Source organism: Streptomyces swartbergensis, from assembly GCF_002148965.1.
Classification (GTDB): Bacteria; Actinomycetota; Actinomycetes; order Streptomycetales; family Streptomycetaceae; genus Streptomyces; species Streptomyces swartbergensis.
In genome coordinates, this window is the sequence record NZ_NGFN01000014.1 from 17,746 (window position 1) to 36,665 (window position 18,920).

The following is an 18,920-nucleotide window of genomic DNA, read 5'->3' on the forward strand; positions in this document are numbered from 1 at the left end:
AGAGGGTGGGCGGTTCGGCGGTCGCCGAAGGGTGGCGGGTGATCGGGAACGAGGAACGGCGGCGGGATCCGGTCCGGATCCCGCCGCCGTTCACCGGTCGTGCCGGTGCCTCGTCTCAGCCTCGCCTGACGCGGCGCAGGACGACGAAGCCCGCGATGACCAGGACGGCGCCTGCCGCGGCCGGCCAGAGCTGGGCGCCGGTGTCGGCGAGGCCGCCACTGCCGACCGCCTGGGGCTCGGTCCGGGACGGGACCGACGGGGTGGGAGCGGCGCTGGTCGCCGTTCCGACGGCCTGGGACTGGCCGAGGCCGTCCGTGTCCTCGCCCGCGTCGCCCTTCGAGCCGCCCTGCTCACCGGCGTTCGCCGTGCCCTGGCCGGGCGTGGGCGTCGCGAAGACCTCCGGTTCGTCGGCGTTCGGCGCGGCCGTGGGCGAACCGCCCTGCTCGGACTGCTCCGGCTCGGGGGCCGGCTTGTTCGTCACCGGCGGCTTGGCGGACTCTTCCTTCCCGCCGTTGCCGTCGCCCTTCCCGCCGTTGCCGTCGCCCGTGTCGCCGGGCTTTCCGCCCGCGTTGCCGTCCTGCGGGGCGTACGGGGCGCGCGTGGGCTGCTCCTGCGGGGCCTCGGGGGCCTTCGTCGGCTGCTCGGGGGCCTTCGTCGGCTGCTCCTGCGGCTCCTCTTCCGGCTTGTCGCCCGGCTCGGCTCCCGCTCCGGCGCCGCACTTCCGGCCGTCGTTGATGCAGTCGGCCATCTCCCGCATCAGGTCCTCGTCGAAGACGTTGATGAAGTCGCCGTGGTCCGTGACCGGCTTGTGCAGCTGCTCCGGGAAGGAGTCCACCGCGAACAGCGGTGTCGTCCGGCCGCCGTCCTCCAGGCTCGGCGCGTCGACGTCGTAGACGATGCGCTGCACCAGCTGCGGAATGGGCCGGAAGCCGGACGGGCAGTTGCCGGCGGCGTCCGCGAAGGCCACGTGGGTGCGGTGGTTGGCGCTGTCGATGTTGCGGCCGTCCCAGCAGCTCTGGAACTTGAAGGTGCGCACCACGTCGCTGCCCTGCGGGCACAGCGGGTACTTGTCCTTCAACTGCCGGTCCTCGAAGCCCGTGCAGCTCCAGGAGGCGTTGGCGTTGGCCGGGCCGTTGACGAACGACTTGGCGTCGCCGGTGATGATGCGCAGCAGCCGCGGCATGGCGGTGACCTTGCCGCGCGGGTTCCCCACGAAGGTCAGCGTGACCTGCTTCGGCGTGACGATCTCGCCGGCGTTGCCCTCGATGCCGCCGCCGGGCGAGTTGGCGTCCTGCTCCTGGGTGCCGTTCTGGAGACGCAGCACGGGCCAGTAGTAGGAGGACTTGTCGCCCTGGTCGGCGCAGCTCGTCTCGGCGTTCGCGAGGTCCTGGTCGCTGGCGAAGGCGTTGTTGGCCTGGTTTCCGATGTAGTCGTGGAAGTGGTGGGCGCCGTTGGTGACGCCCGGGGCGGCGATGATGTTGTCGGAGTTGAACAGGCCGTTCTCGTTCACGCCGCAGTCGGTGGTGAAGGAGCCGCGGGAGGCTTTCGTCCCCTGGCGGGGGCTGCCGGCGCCGGGTTGGACGCTGGTGATGGGCGCGAAGTCGGCGGCGACGGGGCCGTTGCCCGCCTGTCCGCCGTTGCCGCCCTGGCCGTCGCCCTGCTCCTGGCCGTCCTGCCCCTGCTCCTGGCCGGGCTGCTGGTCGCCGCCGTTCTGGCCTTCGCCCTGCGCCGGGGCCTGGTTGCCGGAGTCCCGTACGGTGCAGGCGGCGAGGGCCTCGAGCCCGTCTGGGCGGTCCCCCACGCGGTCGATGGCGATCGCGATGCGTTCAAGGGTCGCGGCCCGCTTGTCCTTCAGCGGATTCATGATCGCGTTGTCCGCGAAGCCGGAGTCCTGCCGCACCTGCTGTGCGGATTCGCTCAGCCGCTGGTAGGCCTTGGCTATCTGCTCGTCCAGGAGGGCGAGTTCCTTGTCGACCTCCCCCCGCGCCTGCTCGGGAACCGAGGTCAGCTTGCTGCCGACGTCCGGGCAGTCGATCGTGGCACCCGCGGTCCGAACCCCCGTACCGGACCGCGTCTTGGCGGAGTCTGCGCCCGAACCGCCGTCGGTCGCGGAGGCGTAGACGTTGGCGGCCATCAGGCCGCCTCCGCCGAGGATCAGTGCGAATGCGGCGAAGGTCGCGCGTCGTGGGCCGGTAGGGCGTCTTCGCGTGTTGCGTCCCAAGGGTGCTCTCCTGCGCTTGTGGCGGACCGGGCATGAAAATCCCCTCGCCCCATACGTACGGGAGCACCGGCGTGTTCACGTGCCTCGAAAATTTTCGGAGAACTCTCATGAGGCCGCCAAACACCCGAGCCCCGCCGGACACACGGTCCGGCGGGGAGGCGCAGGTCAGCGGAAGTTCACATCACTGCACAGGAAGTAGGTCTGGTCCATGTGCGAGGCCTGCCAGATCGTGTAGACGACGTGCCGGCCGCTCAGGCCCGAAGTGCTCACGGGAATCTCGTAGTTCTGGCTGGGCGCGTACTTGCCGGTGCGCGCGACGAGCCGGAGGTCGTTCCACGTCAGCGGCTGGGTGGTGGGGTCGAAGCCCTGCCGCGTGACGTACACCAGGAAGTAGTCGGCGCCGTGGCTGGCCTGGTCGTACAGCTTCACGGTGAAGTTGCCCGTGATGTCGGTCGTCTTCCAGGCGCCCACCGTGTCCAGGGAGTTGTACCGGCCTCCCTCGGTGCGTCCGCCGCTGCACAGCTGGCCGTCGGGGACCACGGCCTGGAAGTTGCCGCCGGAGCCGTTGCGGTACAGGCCGTTCCAGTTCCACATGGCGTTGGGGTTGTCCTGCCACGCCTGCCAGCACATGGGGTCCTGCTGCGCCATCGCGGGGTTCTGGAAGTCGCTCCCCCAGCGCAGCCAGCAGCCGTAGTTGCGGGATGCAGGGTCGACGACCGAGCCGTGCGCGACGGCGGTGCCGCTCCAGGGGATGAGGCTCAGCAGCGCGGCGACCAGCACACTCAGGGCGAGCGTCAGGCGGGAGCGGACCCTACGAACATGACCATGACAATCCATGATCTCCTTCTTTCGGATGTGGGGGTTGTGGTGCTCTTGATGTCGTTCCGTGGGGGTGCGGGAGCGCCTGCGTGGGAGCGCTCCCGCAAGCCCAGGCTGCGCCGGATGCCGGGGGTCGGCAACGTGCGATTGCGCCACTTCCGTGTCTCGTGGCGCGTTCGATGCGTTCGATACTTTCGACGCGCTCGATGAGGGTTCTCAGAGCCGGTCGAGTTCCTTCGTGGTGCGGCCGAGGTAGGTGGCCGAGCCGGGCTCGGGGACGTCCAGCTCATGGAAGCCCATGCGGTCGTAGAAGGCCCTGGCCCGGCTGTTGGCGGTCGCCATGGACAGGTGGACGGCCGGCACTCCCCTGTCCTGGAGGGTCGCCAGGAACGTCCGCATCAGGCGGCGGCCGTGGCCGCGCCCCTGCCACTCGGGCAGCAGGTCGATGTGCAGGTGGGCGGGGTAGGCCGCGAGTTCGGGCAGCACCATCCGCTCAGGGTCGTGCAGCAGTCCCGCCATCGCCTCGTCCGGAGTGCGGGGCGGCTGCGGCGGCTTCGGGTAGCGGTCGGCGACCAGCGGCAGCCATGTGGTGCGGAAGGCCTCGGCGAAGCGCGGGGTGTCCGCCGTTCCGAGGATGTAGCCGACCGCCCGCCCCTGCCCGTCGTCCAGCACGAAGGCCAGATCCGGCTCCAGATGGACGTACGGAGCCGCGAAGGTGGCCGGGAAGATGCCCGGGTCCGTGTAATGAGGGCGGCTGTCCTGGCCGTTGTGCGCGGTGCGGATGCAGATGTCGTCGAGGGCCGGACGGTCCTCGGGGCGGTACGGGCGGATGGCGGGGAGCTTGGTCATGGCGGCATCGTGCCCGTGGTGGGAGCGCTCCCTCAACCCGATTCTGGAGCCTCCCAGGGCCCCTGTAACCGAACGGTGGGTGTGCGAAACTCCGGCCATGACCACCGTGACCCAGCTGCGCAAGGCCACGCTCGTCCTCCCGGAGGTGGAGGAGGGGACGCACTTCGGCATGGTCGCCTTCTCCGTGCGGGGCAGGGGCTTCGCCTCGGTGACGAAGGACGGCCGGGTGCAGCTGCACCTGCCGCAGGAGGAGACCGACGCCGCCCTTGCCGCGCATCCAACCGGTGAGCCTCTCGTGCGCACGGGCACGCCGATCGGTTTCCGCGTGCCGCTCGCCGACATCGACGGCGAGGACCTCAACGCCCTGGTCCGGGCGGCCTGGTTCAGCCGCGCCCCGAAGCGGCTCGCCGCGTCCCTGGCCGCGGCTCAGGCGGCGGCCGACAGCCCTGGTGGCGACCTGCCCGCCGGAATCGGCAGGCCCGCCACGCAGGCCCTGCTCGGTACCGGCGTGACGACGCTGGAGCAGGTGGCACAGCACTCGCGGGCGGAACTTCTCGCGCTGCACGGGGTGGGGCCCAAGGCGGTGCGTGTGCTGTCGGAGGCGCTGGAGCGGCGGGGGCTCGCGCTGCGGGGGTGAATCGCCCACGGATAGCCGACGCCGTTCGTACAGAGTGCGGCTTAACTGCCGAGCTCGGGGTTACTCGGCCCACATGGTGAAGCTGCATATTCCGGGACGAAAAGAACATCGCCAGAATGAGGCTCCGCCTCAGGACTCCGCCCCTGCCCGGGCTCCCGCTCCGGCTGCGGAAGAGCCAGGCCGGGCCGCACAAGAGCCCGGCGCGGTCGCGGAGAGGCCCGCTCCGAGGCCGGACGAGGAGCCCGGCCCGGGGCCCGAAGTGGAGCGGGCGGCACCGGACAGCCCGAGTGAGCTCCCCCGCAAGTCGTGGGGCGCGGTGCTCAAGGGGAGCGTGCGGGAGTTCAAGGACGACGAGCTGACCGACCGGGCGGCGGCGCTCACGTACTACGGGGTGCTGGCGCTGTTCCCGGCGCTGCTGGTGCTGGTGTCGCTGCTGGGCATCACCGGCAGGTCGACGACGGACAGGGTGCTCGACAACGTCCAGCAGCTCGCCCCTGGTGCGGCCCGCGACATCATCACCCGGGCCGTCGAGCAGTTGCAGGGCAACGCCGGTATCGGCTCGCTGATGGCGATCGTCGGTCTCGTCCTCGCGGTGTGGTCGGCCTCCGGGTACGTGGCGGCGTTCATCCGCTCGGCCAACGCCGTCTACGACATGCCCGAGGGCCGGCCGGTGTGGAAGCTGCTGCCGGTGCGGGTGGCCGTGACGGTCGTGCTCATGGTGCTGGCCGTGATCAGCGCGCTGATCGTGGTCTTCACGGGCGGACTGGCACGACAGGTCGGAACCACGCTCGGGATCGGGGACACGGCGCTGACGGTGTGGTCGATCGCGAAGTGGCCCGCTCTGGTGGTGCTGGTCACGATCATGATCGCGATCCTGTACTGGGCGACCCCGAACGCCAAGGTGAAGGGGTTCCGCTGGATCACGCCGGGCAGTCTGCTGGCTCTGCTGATCTGGATGATCGCGTCGGCCGGCTTCGCGGTCTACGTGGCCAACTTCGCCTCGTACAACAAGACCTACGGCACCATGGCCGGCGTCATCGTCTTCCTGGTGTGGCTGTGGATCACCAACCTGGCGATCCTGCTGGGCCTGGAGTTCGACGCGGAAACGGTCCGGCAGCGGGCCATCGCCGGTGGTCATCCGCCCGAGGCCGAGCCGTACACGCAGCCGCGTGACACCCGTACGTGGGACGAACAGGACCGGCGCCGCTTGGAAGGGACCTGACCTGTTCAGCCCATGAGTCCGGCACCTGACCTGTTCAGCCCATGAGTCCGGCGGCGACCGTCGCGCCCAGTTCCCAGCACTTACCGACGTCGCCCTTGCCGGGCTCGCCGGTCACGGTCACGGCCTCGGCGGCGCGGCGCCAGCCGAGGCCCGTCGTGATCGACTCGATGCCCCGCACGGCTCCGGTGACGTCGTTGCCGCCGTGCACCCAGTAGCCGAAGGGCCGGCCGCGGGTCGCGTCCAGGCAGGGGTAGTAGACCTGGTCGAAGAAGTGCTTGAGGGCGCCGGACATGTAGCCGAGGTTGGCGGGGGTGCCGAGGAGGTAGCCGTCGGCGGCGAGGACGTCGGAGGCGGTGGCGGACAGCGCGGGCACGCGGACGACCCGGACGTCCTCGATCTCGGGGTCCGTCGCCCCGGAGACGACGGCTTCGAACATCGCCTGGCAGTTGGGCGAGGGCGTGTGATGGACGATCAGCAAGGTGGCCACGTCACCCGACCTTACAAGTCGTGACGACCATGAGTGTCCGGCGCGAGAACTGGTACCCGTCCGTCGCTCACCGTACGAGAAAGGGAGGTACCGCCTTGTCACAGGTAGAGGAATCCATCGAGGTCCGTGTCCCGGTGCACACCGCGTACAACCAGTGGACGCAGTTCGAGGACTTTCCCCAGTTCATGGACGGCGTCGAGCGCGTAGAGCAGCGCACCGACACCCTGACGCACTGGGTGACGAAGGTCGGCGGCCAGGAGCGGGAGTTCGACGCGGAGATCACCGAGCAGATCCCCGACGAGCGCGTCGCCTGGACCACCGTGAACGGCGAGGCCAGGCAGGCCGGTGTGGTCACGTTCCACCGCATCCAGGACGACACGACCAAGGTCATGCTCCAGATGGACTTCGACCCCAGTGGCGTGGCCGAGACCGCCGGCGACAAGCTCGGGTTCGTCAAGCGGCAGGTCTCCGGTGATCTGCGGCGGTTCAAGCAGTTCATGGAGGCCCGTGGGACGGAGACCGGGGCCTGGCGCGGCGAGGTCTGATCCGGCAAGCAACAGCAGGCGGCCGCCACCACTGCACGTGGTGGCGGCCGCCTGCTGTCGTCGCCCTCTCCTCGTCCGCTACGCCCCCACCGGCCGGGCCACCGCGCTCTGAAGCCGCTCCCGGGCCTGCTGACCCAGGTCGTTGAGGCGCAGGGCGAGTCGCGCCGCGGCGTCGTAGAGGGCGTGGACCGCCTGGAGGCGTTCCAGGCGCGGGGCCAGGGCCGAGAGGGCGATGGCCAGGGCCACGCCGGCCCAGCCCACGGGACCCAGCGGGGTGCAGCCGAAGAAGTGGCTGACGCCGGGCGTCTGGACGAGGGCGGCGAGTACGGCGGCCGAGCCGAGGGCGGTCACCCACACCAGCGGGCTGTGGCGCCGGCCGGAGAGGGTCTGCACGAGCTGGGCGCCGACCACGCCGCACAGGGCCATGGTGGTGGACCGGCGTTCGGTGCCGGGGGTGAGGCGGCCGATGAGGTACGCCGTGACCGCGCCGAGGCAGGTGGTGACGCCCCGGCGCCGGATGGAGCGCAGCAGCGGCGCGCCGAGGACGTCGAGGCCCATCGGGCCGGTCGCGGCGTGCTCCGCCGTCGAGGGGTCGTCGCTCGGCGTGACCGCCACCGCCATGGCCGGGAACATGTCGGTGAGCAGGTTGACCAGCAACAGCTGACGCGTCGACAGGGGCGAGGCGCCGGCCAGCAGGGTGCCGAGGACACTGAAGCCGACCTCGCCGGCGTTGCCGCCGATGAGGATGCTCACCGCGTCGGCGACGCTGCGCCACAGGGCACGGCCCTCGACGACCGCGTCCACCAGGACGGACAGGTCACCTGAGGTGAGCACGAGGTCGGCGGCGTTGCGGGCGGCCGCGGAGCCGCGGGACTCGATGCCGACCCCGACGTCGGCGGCGCGGATGGCGGCGGCGTCGTTGGCGCCGTCGCCGGCCATCGCCACGACCCGCCCGGCCTGCTGCAGGGCCTCCACGACGTGCAGCTTCTGCTCGGGTGCGACCCGGGCGATGACGCCCGCGCCGCGCAGCACCCGGACGCGTTCGCTGCGCTCCATGGCGACGAGTTCGTCGCCGGTCACCGCCTCGGTCTCCTCCGGCCAGCCCAGTTGCAGGGCGATGGCGCGGGCGGTCTCCGGGTGGTCGCCGGTGAGCATGACGGGGAGGATGCCGGAGCGGCGCAGCTCCGCGAGCAGGGCGTGCGAGGTCTCGCGCGGGACGTCGGCCAGGGCGACGAAACCGCTGAACTCCAGGTCCGCGAGCGGCGCGTCGAGTTCGGTGTCGGCGTCGTCGGCCCGGCAGCGGCGCCGGGCGACGGCGAGGACGCGCAGTCCCTGTCCGGCCAGCTCGTGGGCGGTGTCGGTCGTGCCGTCGGGGAGGTCCCGGCAGGCGGGCAGGATCGTCTCCGGGGCGCCCTTGACGACGAGGAGTTCGCCGAGGTCCGGGTCGCCGTCGCGGCCGACCGCCGCGGCGTAGCCCCGCCGCGTCTCGAAGGGCAGCTCGCCGGTCGGTGCCCAGCCCTGGTCGGGCGGGGCGACGTCGAGGACGGCCTCGTCGGTGGCGTGCGCGACGCGGCGGCCCTGACCCATCTCCTCCTGCGGGCAGGCACGCGCGGCCAGGCGCACGATCGGCTCGGCCTGTTCGGCGTCGACGGGCAGCACGGTGCCGTCGGCCGTGGCGACGCGGACCAGGCGCAGTTTGTTCTCGGTGAGGGTGCCGGTCTTGTCGAAGCAGACGGTGTCGACCCGCCCGAGCGCCTCCAGGGTGCGTGGGGTGCGGACCAGGACGCCGCGCCGGGAGAGCCGGCGGGCGGCCGCCATCTGGGCGACCGTCGCGACGAGCGGGAGTCCCTCCGGTACGGCGGCGACCGCGACCGCGACACCGCCGCTGACGGCGCGTCGTACGGGGCTGCCGCGCAGCAGGGACAGCCCGGTGACGGCGGCGCCGCCCGTGAAGGTCACCGGCAGGGCCTTGCGGGTCAGTTCCTGGAGCCGGGCCTGTACGCCGGCGGGCGGCGGGGTGCGGGCGGCGAGCGTGACGGCGCGGCCGGCCTCGGTCTGGTCGCCGGTGTTCACGACGAGCGCGGTGGCGCGTCCGGCCACGACGGTCGTGCCCTCGAACACCATGCAGGTGCGCTGGGCAACCGGCAGACCGGGGGTGGCCTCGACGGCCTTGGTGACCGGCAGGGACTCGCCGGTGAGCGCCGACTCGTCGACCTCGAGACCGTCGATGTCGAGCAGCCGGGCGTCGGCGGGCACGACGTCGCCGGCGCCGAGGGTGATCTCGTCGCCGGGTCGCAGCCGGGCGGCGTCGACGGTGACCGTGCGCCTGCGGCCGTCCCGCCTGCGGGCCTTGGGCTGCTGCCGGGCGGCCAGCCGGGCCAGTGCCTGTTCGGCGCGCATCCGCTGGAGTCCACCCGTCACGGCGTTGAGGTCCATGGCGCCGACGACCAGCAGCGCGTCGACGAGCGAACCGAGCAGCGCCGAGGCGACGGCGCCCGTGGCCAGGACGGGCGTGAGCGGATCGTCGAGTTCGCGGCGCACGGCTCCGGCCGCCTGCCAGGTCCAGCGGACGGGGGCCATGGCCGGGTGGTGGCCCAGGCGAGCGGCCTGTTGCCGCGAGCGGTCGGCGACCAGGGCGAGTCCGGTGGGCTCGCCGTCGCGGCGGGTGCGCCCCAGCCGGTCGCGGGCCTCGTCGGGTTCGAGGGCGTGCCACGGGATGTGCAACCGGGGCTGGGGCGGGGTGGCCCGGGCCACTCGGACGGCTTCCAGCCAGCCCGTCAGCAGGGCGTTCGCGGCGGCGATGTTGACGGGGGCGTGCCGGGTGAGGGGCCACAGGAGGCGGCGGCCCGGAGGCTGGCCGCCGCGCGCGACCAGGAGCCCCGACAGGGCCGCCCCCGCGCGGGCCAGGGTCTGTGAACGGCGTCCTACGCGCCGGGCCGCCGGGATCGCCGTCAGCAGCCGCCAGACGTCGGCGAGTCCGCCCGGGGCCAGCGCGTCGGCCCCCCAGGAGACGGCCGCGCGGCCGTCGGTGAGGGCGATGGCCACGTCACCGGCGGGCAGCCCGGCCGCCACGTGCCCGTCGTCGGACCCGTCCAGGCGGGCGACGGTCACCACCACGTGCCCGTCGTCCTGGAGGGCCCGCACGACGTCTCCGAACGGCTTCCCGCCCGGGGCGACCTCGTCGGCGAGCCGGACGATGTCCTTCAGGTCGGAGCCGCCCGCGATCACGACGTGCAGTCCCGCTCGGCGGGCGGCGTCGAGGACGGCCTCGGCGAAGGGATGGACCGGGTCGTCGGGAAACCCGTCAAGGTCCCCTTCGGCATCCTGCCGCCGGCTGCGCAGGGCGTCGGCGTGCAGGACGAGGGCGTCGGCGATCTCCAGCTGGCGCAGGCGATCCCCGCTGCGCACGAGGATCCCGGCCTGGGCGAGGAAGGTGCCGAGGGTCGCGGCGAACGCGGCCGGACCGTAGCGGGCCGCCTTCGGGGATCCGGCGAGGACGGCTTCGGCCGCCTCCCTCGCGGAGTGCGTGACGAGGAGGGTGGCGGCGGCACCGGCGAGGCTGCCGGTACTGGCGTGGGAGGCGTACTCCTGCGCGGGCGTCACCTTGAGCGGCGGCCGGGTGTCCGGAGGACAGGGCAGGCTGGTGCGCCGTTCCTGGCAGATGTCGTCGTGCAGTGCCTCGAAGGCCGCGGCCCTGGCGACGGCTTCGGTCAGCTGGCTGCCGCGCAGCACGCCGTCGAGCACGAGCGCCAGCGGGGTCTGGCCGACGCCGTGTGCGGCTGCGTTGACGGCGGTGAGGACGAGTTCCATGCCGGAGGTGCCGAACCGCTTCCGGAGCACGGCCCGGAAGCGGGGGTTCTCCCGCAGCAGCGTGACGGTGGCGGTGACGATGCGTGAGGTGGGCGGCAGGCGCAGGGACCGGCCGGCCAGGGCGCCGGCCGCGCCGGCGGCGTCCAGCAGGATCGCCGCCGCGGTGACGCGCACCTCGCCGGGGTCGCCGGGGTGGGCGGCCTCCTGGGCGACCGGGTCGGCGCCCTCGGTCAGGCCGAGGCGGGCGGCGAGCTCTGCGGCCCGCTCGCTGACGCGGTCGGTGACGGCGTCCTCGACCACTGTGATCACCAGGCGGGACAGGCCCTCGTCCCAGTACGCCGCGAGCACGTCCGGGTGGTCGAGCAGTTCCCCGGCGACCTTGCGTGCGAGGCCGCCGATGTCGCCGTCGGGCCGCCGCAGGGCGATGTGGAGGCGCCGCCCCGCCTTCCATTGCTGTCCGCCGGACAGGGCGTTGCGCGCGACGTTGCGGACGCGCCGCGTGGTGTCGTAGACGGACGTCGCGCCCTGGGCGGTGCTGCGGGCGGCGCCTGCCGCCGCCCCAGCCATGGCCCCGACGAGCGGGGCGAAACGTGTGAGCATCTCCTGTTTCCCGACTCAGCCGGTGGGCCGGCTGTCGTGTCCTTGCCGGCGGGTCTGCTCCCCGTCCGGCTCCTCCCCGTGCGGGTCGTGGTGCGCGGTGGCCTCGGCGACCTGCTTCAGCGCGGAGGCGGTGGCGGTGTCGCCCACTTTCGCCGGCTGTTCGTGGACGTGGTTCTCCGGCCGGTCCTGCCGGTAGTGGGACGAGGCGAGTTTGTCGCCGGGGCCGTACGAGGAGGTGTCCTGATCGTCCGGCCTGTCCTCGGCGCCGGCTCCGGAGCTGCGTTCACCTGCCCCGGCAGTCTGCGTGCCGCCGTTCGATGACGCGCCGTCGGGTCGCTGTCCGGGCTTCGGCTGCGTCAGCCAGGCCACGGCCGCGCCGGTCAGCGCCACCGGCCACTCCACCACTCCGGCCACGCCGAGCACTCCGGCACCGGCGTAGACCGCCATCCGGCGGCCGCGCGGCGACACCGCGCCGATCCGGTCCAGGGTGTCTTCGGCCACCTTGCCCACCTGCTCCGCACCCGGCAGATGCCTCAGACCGGACGCGACGGCCCGCAACGGCTGCGGAAGATCGGGCGAACGTGATGTCTCCTGGTTCATGGCGACCTCCACAAGCGCGTTGTCCAGCGGCTTCAACCGGTTTCCCAGGTCTTTCCCCCATATTCCGACTTTGCTGGAGCTATCGCTTGTCTTGTTCGGTCGAGGTCCCGCAGGACGGTCTCGCCGTCGTGGACGCCGCCCATGCAGCGCTTGGTGTACGACTGCCATCCGTCGCCCACGGCGGAGATGACGATCGAGCCGCCACCTGCGATGCACTGGCTCGCTGTGACGTCCGCCGGGCGGGCCGCAGCGTGTGCGGGCGCGGCGAGCGCCACCACGGCCAGGGCGGTGAGCAGGGCGTACGGCAGCTTGTTCACGGGGGGCTCCTTCCTGCGGGGGGTCCGTGCCATGCCAGCGTCACCAGGGCGGGCACGGGCTGCCACCGGACGTGGTCCGCCCGGGCCGCCGCGGGGAGGAGAGTCGGGTCGTCCGGTAGATCCATCGATGGTCATGCGAGACGGTGCACGTGGTGCAGGTCCGGAACGAGCGTGGCCGGACACTCGCGGTCGCCCCCCGGCAGGCGGTGCAACTACTGCGTCGCGCGCAACACGCCGGGGACGGCGGGCAGCGGCTGGCGGACACGACGGCGGAGCGCAAGCCGACCGTCGACGCTGCCGGCCGACGATGCGCTGCCGGCCGACGACGCGCTGTCGGCCGACGACGCCTTCCTCGACGGCGACGAGGAGGCGGCGCGCCACATCGGCGAGCAGATCGCCGTGCTGCTGCGGAGACGGGGCTGTCCCGGTACGGGTGCCGGTGCGGTACGTGATGGCGAGTGCGACCCCGGGCGTGCCCGGGTGCCGTCGCCCACTCCCCCGGCATCGCCGACGGACTGTCCCTGACCGCGCGGGACTACGCCGTGCCCGATCCGCACAGGCAGGAGGTGGACGGCCGCGACCTGTTCCGCAACGCCGCTCACGAGGCGCTCGCCGCCGGTGGGGTACGCGTGCGCTGGGTGGAGAACTTCGCCTGGTCACCTGGTGGGCGGAGAGGCGCACTGCGCGAGGAACGCGCTGCGCGACACGTCCAGAGGTGTGCCGTGGTGGAGCACCGCCCGGGGCGATGACAGGGCCAGGGGGCCGGACACGCCGGTCGGGCAGCCGTTCCGGTTCGTCGCGGTCGGCGTCGGCCTCGGCCTCGGCGGAAACCGGCCCTCGGCCCGGAGCTCTTCGAGGCCTTCCGTGTCGGTGTGACGGCTCAGGGTACTCAGAGCAGGCACGCAGACAGGCCGTCACGGGTCCGGGCACCGCGCGGCGGCGGGGTGCCCTTTCGGCGAATGGAGTGGTCATGACGCAGAACGGTGATGACGCGACGCTCGTCCGGCGACCGGGAATCCCCGATTTCCGGCTGGCCCCGGACCAGTCCGAGCCCGCGCCACCGCAGGACCCGCAGGCCGACGAGCCGCCGCAGGAACTGCCCCTGGACCGCAACCAGGCGATCCTGGAGGCGGCCAAGCAGGTCGGTGCCCTGCTGAAGCACAAGGGGCACCTGTTCGCGCTGGCCGGGAGCGTGGCCGCCTACGCCCACGGCGGCGAGAAGAACCTCCAGCACGACGTCGACTTCGCGATCCGCCCCGAGGACGCGGACGCGGTGGCGGCCACGCTCCGCGAGGCCGGGCTGACGGTCTACAGCCCGCCGGAGGACTGGCTGATCAAGGCCACGTGTTTCGGCCAGCCGGTGGACATCATCTTCGAGCTGGCGCACCGGCCTGTCGGCGCGGACATGCTGGAGCGGGCGGAGGAGGTCTCGGTCGACTCGGTACGGATGCCCGTGCTGGCCCCGACCGACCTGCTGTGGAGCCTGATCGCCGCCTTCTCCGAGCACCACTGCGACTTCGGCGCGGCCCTGCCCATCGCGCGTGCGCTGCGCGAGAAGGTCGACTGGGAGCGGGTGCGGCGCGAGTGCGGGGACGCGCCCATGCCCGCCGCCTTCTTCTTCCTCCTGGAGCGCCTGAACGTCATCTGATGCGGAAGGAACACCCATGACTACCCACGGCTCACAGCACCCGGGTGGCGGGGAGCCGGAGCAGAACCTGGACTACCGGATAGCCCACCTGCAGGACCGCCTCGCCTCCGGTGACCTCGGTGAACTGGGCGTACGGCTCGAGGCCCGAGGCCAGACGGTGCTGCTCACCGGCACCGTGCCCTCGGCGCCCTGCCGCGACGAGATCGTGCGCACCGTCCAGGAGGAGCTCGCCGGGGTCCCGGTGCACACCGACCTCGTGGTCACCGAGACGTCCTCACCCGACCACGCGGAGGAACTCGCATGATCCGCATCGCAGCCGTCGGAGACATCCACATGGGGCCCGACAACGAGGGCCTGCTCCGCCCCGCCTTCGAGACCCTGCCCGAGTGCGCCGACCTCCTGCTGCTGGCCGGGGACCTGACCCGGCACGGCACCCCCGAGGAGGCCCGGGTGGTGGCCCGGGAGGTCGGGGACCTCGGGGTTCCGGTGGTCGCCGTGCTGGGCAACCACGACCATCACGACGACCGGCCGGACGAGGTCACGGCCATCCTCCGGGAGGCCGGTGCCCATGTCCTGGAGGGGCAGGGGACGGTCGTGAAGAGCGGCGGGGCGCGGATCGGCGTGGCCGGCACCAAGGGGTTCGGCGGCGGTTTCGTCGGCCGCTGCGCCGGGGAGTTCGGCGAGCCGGTCATGAAGGAGTTCGTCAGGTACTCGCGCCGGTGCGCCGACAGCCTGCGCGCGTCCCTGGAGCAGTTGGGTGAGGAGGGCTGTGACGCGCGGATCGCCCTGACCCACTTCTCCCCCGTCCCGGACACGCTGGCGGGCGAGCCGCTGGAGATCTATCCGTTCCTGGGCAGCTATCTGCTGGCCGAGGCGATCGACACCGCCGGTGCCGACCTCGCGGTGCACGGGCACGCGCACGCCGGTACGGAACACGGCATGACGAGCGGCGGCGTACGGGTGCGCAACGTCGCGCAGCCGGTCATCGGGCGGGCCTTCCACGTCTACCATCTGCCCGTCCACGAACACGCCACCACGGGTGCCGCCGCGCAAGTGGCCCGCTAGACAGCCCAGTCCCCATCCGCCGCCGGCCCAGCCGGCGGCGTTTTCGCGTCCCGTTCGTGTCCCGCGACACGCGGCGCCTGCCATCGGTCCGCCGCTGACGGCTGCGTGACGTGACGAGCCGCTCCTCCCGTACCGCCTCTGGTGTGAACGCCCCGCAAGTCGTGCCGCTATCAGGCATTTTGTCTGCTTAGCATGCTTGCTCCGCGCCCCGCACGAGAGGACACCAGATGGCGCTGACGGGTCGTCAAAAGCCACCGTCCGAGCATGCCTTCTCCCCGCACGACGCCGTACTGCGCACCGCGGCACCGCACGTCGCCCGCCGTCGCTTCCTGACCGTCACCGCGGCGGCCGCGATGCTCGCCTTCTCCACCAACCGGCCGGCCCGCGGTGTCACTGCCGCTCCCGAGCTCGACGCGGCGCGGATCACCAACGACCCGTTCACCCTCGGCGTGGCATCCGGGGACCCGCTGCCCGACTCGGTGCTGATCTGGACCCGGCTCGCTCCCGAGCCGTTCGCGGAGGACGGCGGCCTGGGCCAGCAGCGGGTCGTCGTCCAGTGGGAAGTGGCCATGGACGAGTGGTTCGCCCTCGTCGAGCACCAGGGGGTCGCCACGGCCCACCCCGAGTACGCCCACAGCGTGCACGTCGACGTCAAGGGCATGATGCCGGACAGCCACTACTACTACCGGTTCCGGGTGGGCACCTGGATCAGCCCCGTCGGCCGCACCCGGACGGCGCCGGCCGAGGGCAGTGCCGCGGACAGCCTGCGACTGGCCGCGGTCGCCTGCCAGGCCTACCAGGACGGCTACTACACCGCCCACCGGCATCTGGCGCAGGAGGACGTCGACGTGGTCTTCCACCTCGGCGACTACCTGTACGAGTACCCGGTGGACTCCGCCGGCGGGGACCGCCGCTACACCGACCGCAAGCTGCCCGACGTGTTCAACCGCGAGACCACCACGCTGGCGGACTACCGGCTGCGCTACGCGCTCTACAAGAGCGACCCGGACCTGCAGGCCGCGCACGCCCAGCACCCGTTCGTCGTCACCTGGGACGATCACGAGACCGAGAACAACTACGCGGGCGCCATCGACGAGAAGGGCGGTCCTCCTGAGCAGTTCCTGGTGCGGCGTGCCGCCGCCTACCGGGCGTACTGGGAGAATCAGCCGCTGCGTGCCGAGCAGCTGCCGCAGGGGCCCGACGCCCGGTTGTACCGCCGGCTGGCCTGGGGCTCGCTCGCCCAGTTCGACATCCTCGACACCCGCCAGTACCGCTCCGACCAGGCCTACAACGACCGGCCGCACGCGCCGGGCCCCGAGTCCGACGATCCGGCCCGCACCCTCACCGGCGCCGCGCAGGAACGCTGGCTGCTGGACGGCTGGCGGAACTCCGCCGCGCTGTGGCACGTGATGCCCCAGCAGGTGTGCTTCTCCCAGCGCAAGTTCGACCTGACCGCGCCGGCCCGGGTCTCCATGGACGCCTGGGACGGCTACCGCGCCTCCCGCAACCGCGTCATGGCGGGCGCGAAGGCCGCGGGCATCGACAACTGGATGGTCCTCACCGGCGACGTCCACGTCGGGTACGCCTTCGACATCAAGGACGACTTCGACGACCCGGCGTCCAGGACGGTGGGCACGGAGTTCACCTGCACCTCCATCGCCAGCGGCGGGAACGGCGCCCAGAAGCCGACCGAGTGGGACACGTACATGAAGGCCAACCCTCACATGAAGTTCTTCGACGGCCGGCGCGGCTACGTCCGGGTCGCACTGGGCCGCGAGAACGCCCAGGCCGACTTCCGGACCGTCTCGGCCATCACGACGCCCGGGGGCACCGTCTCGACGGCTGCGTCCTTCGTCACGGAGGTGGGTTCCCCCGGTCTCAAGCCCGCGTGACTCGCCTGGCGTCCGCAGTACTGCACTTGGCGCCCCTTCCCCGCGCCAAAGCGCGAAACGGGGCGGCCCGGGACATCACTCAGGGCCGTTCCGGCAAGGCCTATGGCCTTGCGACAGTTCCAGCGTGAGCGAAGGAGACACACCGAATGGTCCACAGACATGCCGTGACCGGCCGCCGGGCGGCCCTGACCGCGCTCGGCGCGCTGGTCGCCACCGGGATCCCCTCGGCCGTGGCGGCCGAGCCGGCGCCCCCAGCGGGACCTCTGCCCTCGTCCGCCCAGACCCTCGGCGCCGACCGGCCGTCGGCTCCGGTACTGCGCGCTCTGCAGCGCGACCTCGGGCTGACCCCGGCCCAGGCGTCCCGGCGGCTGGTCAACGAGGCGGAGGCGGGCACCCGGGCGGGGCGACTGCGCAACGCGCTGGGCGACCGTTTCGCGGGGGCCTGGCTGCGCGGCGCGACGTCACAGGAGCTGATCGTGGCGACCACCCACGCGACGGATGTGCCCACCATCAGGGCCCAGGGCGCCAAGGCGGCCGTCGTGAAGAAGACGCTCCGCGACCTCCAGGCCGCCAAGCGGAGGCTGGACGCGGCGGCGGGTCGCGTCAGCACGCGCGACACACCCCTGTGGTACGTCGACATCCCGGCGAACCGAGTCGCGGTGGAGGCCACGAACAAGGCTGCGGCCGCCGTCTTCGTCAAGGCCGCGGGTCTCGACGGCAAGAGCGTGGGCGTCAAGGTGACGGCGAACCGGCCGCGCCTTCTCGCGGAGATCACGGGCGGCGACGCCTACTACGTCGACGGCTCCGCCCGCTGCTCCGTCGGCTTCTGCGTCACCAAGGGCGACCAGCAGGGCTTCGCCTCGGCGGGCCACTGCGGCAAGAGCGGCGCCAGGACGACCGGGTTCAACAACGCGGAGCAGGGCACGATCCAGGCTTCCACGTTCCCCGGCAAGGACATGTCGTGGGTGGCCGTCAACGACCAGTGGACGACCACCCCGAACGTGAGGGTCGCGGGCGAGCAGAAGGTGCAGATCACCGGCTCGGTCCAGGCGCTCGTCGGGGCCGCTGTCTGCCGCTCCGGCTCCACCACCGGGTGGCACTGCGGACAGATCGAGCAGCACGACACCAGTGTCAGCTACGCCGAGGGCAGGGTGGACGGGCTGACCCGGACGACGGTGTGCGCCGAGCCGGGCGACTCCGGCGGGCCCTTCGTCGCGGGCGTTCAGGCGCAGGGCGTGACCTCCGGCGGTACGGGCGACTGCAGGAGCGGGGGCACCACCTTCTACCAGCCGATCAATTCCCTGCTCAGGGACTTCGGCCTCACGCTCAGGACCGCCGCCGCCCAGGCCTCGGCACCGCGGGACAACGTCGCGCAGGCGTGGGCCGCCGGACGGGTCTATGAGGCCGGTGTCACGGTGAGCCACGCCGGTGCGCGCTACCGGTGCCTGCAGGCCCACCAGGCCCAGGGCGCGTGGGCGCCCAGCCGCACTCCGGCCCTCTGGCAGCGGGTGTGACGAAGGGTCAGGGCTGTCCGGCGCCGGTGCGGCACGTGCCGTCGGTGCCGGACGGGCCCCGCTACTCCTCCTCCGCCAGCAGCGCGTACGCGGTGGCCAGGAACGGGTCGTGGGCGCGGAAGCGGCGGGTGCACAGCGCGGCCAGGGCCGTGCCGGTGTCGGGGCGGAAGCCCAGGAACGCCTGCTGGCCGAGGGTCGCGCCGCTGTGGAAGTACATCGGTCCGCCGCCGGTCGGGTGACAGAACCAGGCGATGGTGTGGACGTGCCGGTGCCCGATGCCCCGGCGGAGCACGGGGCGGCGCACCGCGCGCAGGGCGGCGGCGAGCTGCGATGGTGCTCCGTCCGGGTCCAGGTGAGCCTCGATGAAGGTGAGCAGGTCGTGTGGCGTGGCCCGCACGGCACCCGCCGCCTGGAAGCCCCCGGCGTCGAAGGGGGGCACGGGCGACTCGCCGTCCTTGCCGTGCCCGGGGGCGTCGAACCCGGAGTCGTCCGCCCGCAGAGTCGTGCCGTTGAGGCCGAGCGGGCGCAGGACCTGGCCGGTGAGCAGGTCCTCCCACGGTGTGCGGGTCGCGGCGGCGAGTGCGTGTCCGAGTACGGCGACGCCGTAGTTGGAGTAGCGCCAGCGGGTGCCGGGGCGGTGGCGGGGCCGGTGACGCAGGAAGGCGTCGACGACCCGGGCGGCGGGGAAGCGGGC

Annotated in this window: 17 protein-coding genes; 9 read left to right on the plus strand and 8 right to left on the minus strand. The window is 72.6% G+C overall.

Annotated elements, in window-relative coordinates; genetic code table 11:
- Nucleotides 1-115: 115 nt before the first annotated feature.
- The 3 genes from CA983_RS04325 to CA983_RS04335 form a co-directional block, all read right to left on the minus strand.
- A complete protein-coding gene (locus CA983_RS04325) occupies nucleotides 116-2,134 on the minus strand; it encodes a DUF1996 domain-containing protein (protein ID WP_086599542.1) in 2,019 nt (672 codons plus the stop codon).
- A gap of 252 nt (nucleotides 2,135-2,386) precedes the next feature.
- Complete coding sequence (locus CA983_RS04330; RefSeq protein WP_086599543.1) at nucleotides 2,387-3,058, minus strand: lytic polysaccharide monooxygenase auxiliary activity family 9 protein; 672 nt, start codon at nucleotides 3,056-3,058, stop codon at nucleotides 2,387-2,389.
- 198 nt (nucleotides 3,059-3,256) lie between these two features.
- Nucleotides 3,257-3,889 carry a GNAT family N-acetyltransferase gene (locus CA983_RS04335; RefSeq protein ID WP_086599544.1) on the minus strand — a complete coding sequence of 211 codons (633 nt, stop codon included), beginning with the start codon at nucleotides 3,887-3,889 and terminating at the stop codon, nucleotides 3,257-3,259.
- Nucleotides 3,890-3,986: 97 nt separating this feature from the next.
- Between CA983_RS04335 and CA983_RS47590 the strand changes: the two genes are divergently transcribed.
- Complete coding sequence (locus CA983_RS47590; protein WP_086599545.1) at nucleotides 3,987-4,526, plus strand: helix-hairpin-helix domain-containing protein; 540 nt, start codon at nucleotides 3,987-3,989, stop codon at nucleotides 4,524-4,526.
- A 73-nt stretch (nucleotides 4,527-4,599) separates the two neighbouring features.
- Nucleotides 4,600-5,748 carry a YihY/virulence factor BrkB family protein gene (locus CA983_RS04345; protein ID WP_425276412.1) on the plus strand — a complete coding sequence of 383 codons (1,149 nt, stop codon included), beginning with the start codon at nucleotides 4,600-4,602 and terminating at the stop codon, nucleotides 5,746-5,748.
- A gap of 34 nt (nucleotides 5,749-5,782) precedes the next feature.
- Here CA983_RS04345 and CA983_RS04350 read toward each other — a convergent pair whose 3' ends face one another.
- A complete protein-coding gene (locus tag CA983_RS04350) occupies nucleotides 5,783-6,235 on the minus strand; it encodes a flavodoxin family protein (protein WP_086599547.1) in 453 nt (150 codons plus the stop codon).
- A 95-nt stretch (nucleotides 6,236-6,330) separates the two neighbouring features.
- Here CA983_RS04350 and CA983_RS04355 point away from each other — a divergent pair, with 95 nt between their 5' ends.
- Complete coding sequence (locus tag CA983_RS04355) at nucleotides 6,331-6,780, plus strand: SRPBCC family protein (protein WP_086599548.1); 450 nt, start codon at nucleotides 6,331-6,333, stop codon at nucleotides 6,778-6,780.
- A 78-nt stretch (nucleotides 6,781-6,858) separates the two neighbouring features.
- On the opposite strand, the gene CA983_RS04360 is transcribed toward CA983_RS04355, so the two are convergent.
- The 3 genes from CA983_RS04360 to CA983_RS04365 are packed head-to-tail and all read right to left on the minus strand — an operon-like array spanning nucleotide 6,859 to nucleotide 12,107.
- Nucleotides 6,859-11,190: a cation-translocating P-type ATPase gene (locus tag CA983_RS04360; protein ID WP_086599549.1), complete on the minus strand. Its 4,332-nt coding sequence runs from the start codon at nucleotides 11,188-11,190 to the stop codon at nucleotides 6,859-6,861.
- Nucleotides 11,191-11,205: 15 nt separating this feature from the next.
- Nucleotides 11,206-11,790 carry a hypothetical protein gene (locus tag CA983_RS46605; protein WP_167407324.1) on the minus strand — a complete coding sequence of 195 codons (585 nt, stop codon included), beginning with the start codon at nucleotides 11,788-11,790 and terminating at the stop codon, nucleotides 11,206-11,208.
- A 32-nt stretch (nucleotides 11,791-11,822) separates the two neighbouring features.
- Complete coding sequence (locus CA983_RS04365; protein WP_244206632.1) at nucleotides 11,823-12,107, minus strand: hypothetical protein; 285 nt, start codon at nucleotides 12,105-12,107, stop codon at nucleotides 11,823-11,825.
- 458 nt (nucleotides 12,108-12,565) lie between these two features.
- Between CA983_RS04365 and CA983_RS45730 the strand changes: the two genes are divergently transcribed.
- From CA983_RS45730 to CA983_RS04395, 6 genes are all read left to right on the plus strand, one after another.
- Nucleotides 12,566-12,856 carry a hypothetical protein gene (locus CA983_RS45730; protein ID WP_143645444.1) on the plus strand — a complete coding sequence of 97 codons (291 nt, stop codon included), beginning with the start codon at nucleotides 12,566-12,568 and terminating at the stop codon, nucleotides 12,854-12,856.
- Nucleotides 12,857-13,077: 221 nt separating this feature from the next.
- Complete coding sequence (locus CA983_RS04375; RefSeq protein ID WP_107500196.1) at nucleotides 13,078-13,755, plus strand: nucleotidyltransferase family protein; 678 nt, start codon at nucleotides 13,078-13,080, stop codon at nucleotides 13,753-13,755.
- A gap of 16 nt (nucleotides 13,756-13,771) precedes the next feature.
- Complete coding sequence (locus CA983_RS04380) at nucleotides 13,772-14,059, plus strand: BON domain-containing protein (protein ID WP_086599551.1); 288 nt, start codon at nucleotides 13,772-13,774, stop codon at nucleotides 14,057-14,059.
- Complete coding sequence (locus CA983_RS04385; protein WP_086599552.1) at nucleotides 14,056-14,820, plus strand: metallophosphoesterase family protein; 765 nt, start codon at nucleotides 14,056-14,058, stop codon at nucleotides 14,818-14,820. Before CA983_RS04380 ends, CA983_RS04385 begins: the two co-directional genes overlap by 4 nt.
- A 227-nt stretch (nucleotides 14,821-15,047) precedes the next feature.
- Nucleotides 15,048-16,712, plus strand: coding sequence for an alkaline phosphatase D family protein (locus CA983_RS04390; RefSeq protein WP_086599553.1), 1,665 nt, complete (start codon nucleotides 15,048-15,050; stop codon nucleotides 16,710-16,712).
- 146 nt (nucleotides 16,713-16,858) lie between these two features.
- Nucleotides 16,859-18,226 carry a carbohydrate-binding protein gene (locus CA983_RS04395; RefSeq protein ID WP_086599554.1) on the plus strand — a complete coding sequence of 456 codons (1,368 nt, stop codon included), beginning with the start codon at nucleotides 16,859-16,861 and terminating at the stop codon, nucleotides 18,224-18,226.
- A 61-nt stretch (nucleotides 18,227-18,287) separates the two neighbouring features.
- On the opposite strand, the gene CA983_RS04400 is transcribed toward CA983_RS04395, so the two are convergent.
- On the minus strand, nucleotides 18,288-18,920 hold a 633-nt coding region (locus CA983_RS04400; RefSeq protein ID WP_143645445.1), incomplete at its 5' end, for a serine hydrolase domain-containing protein.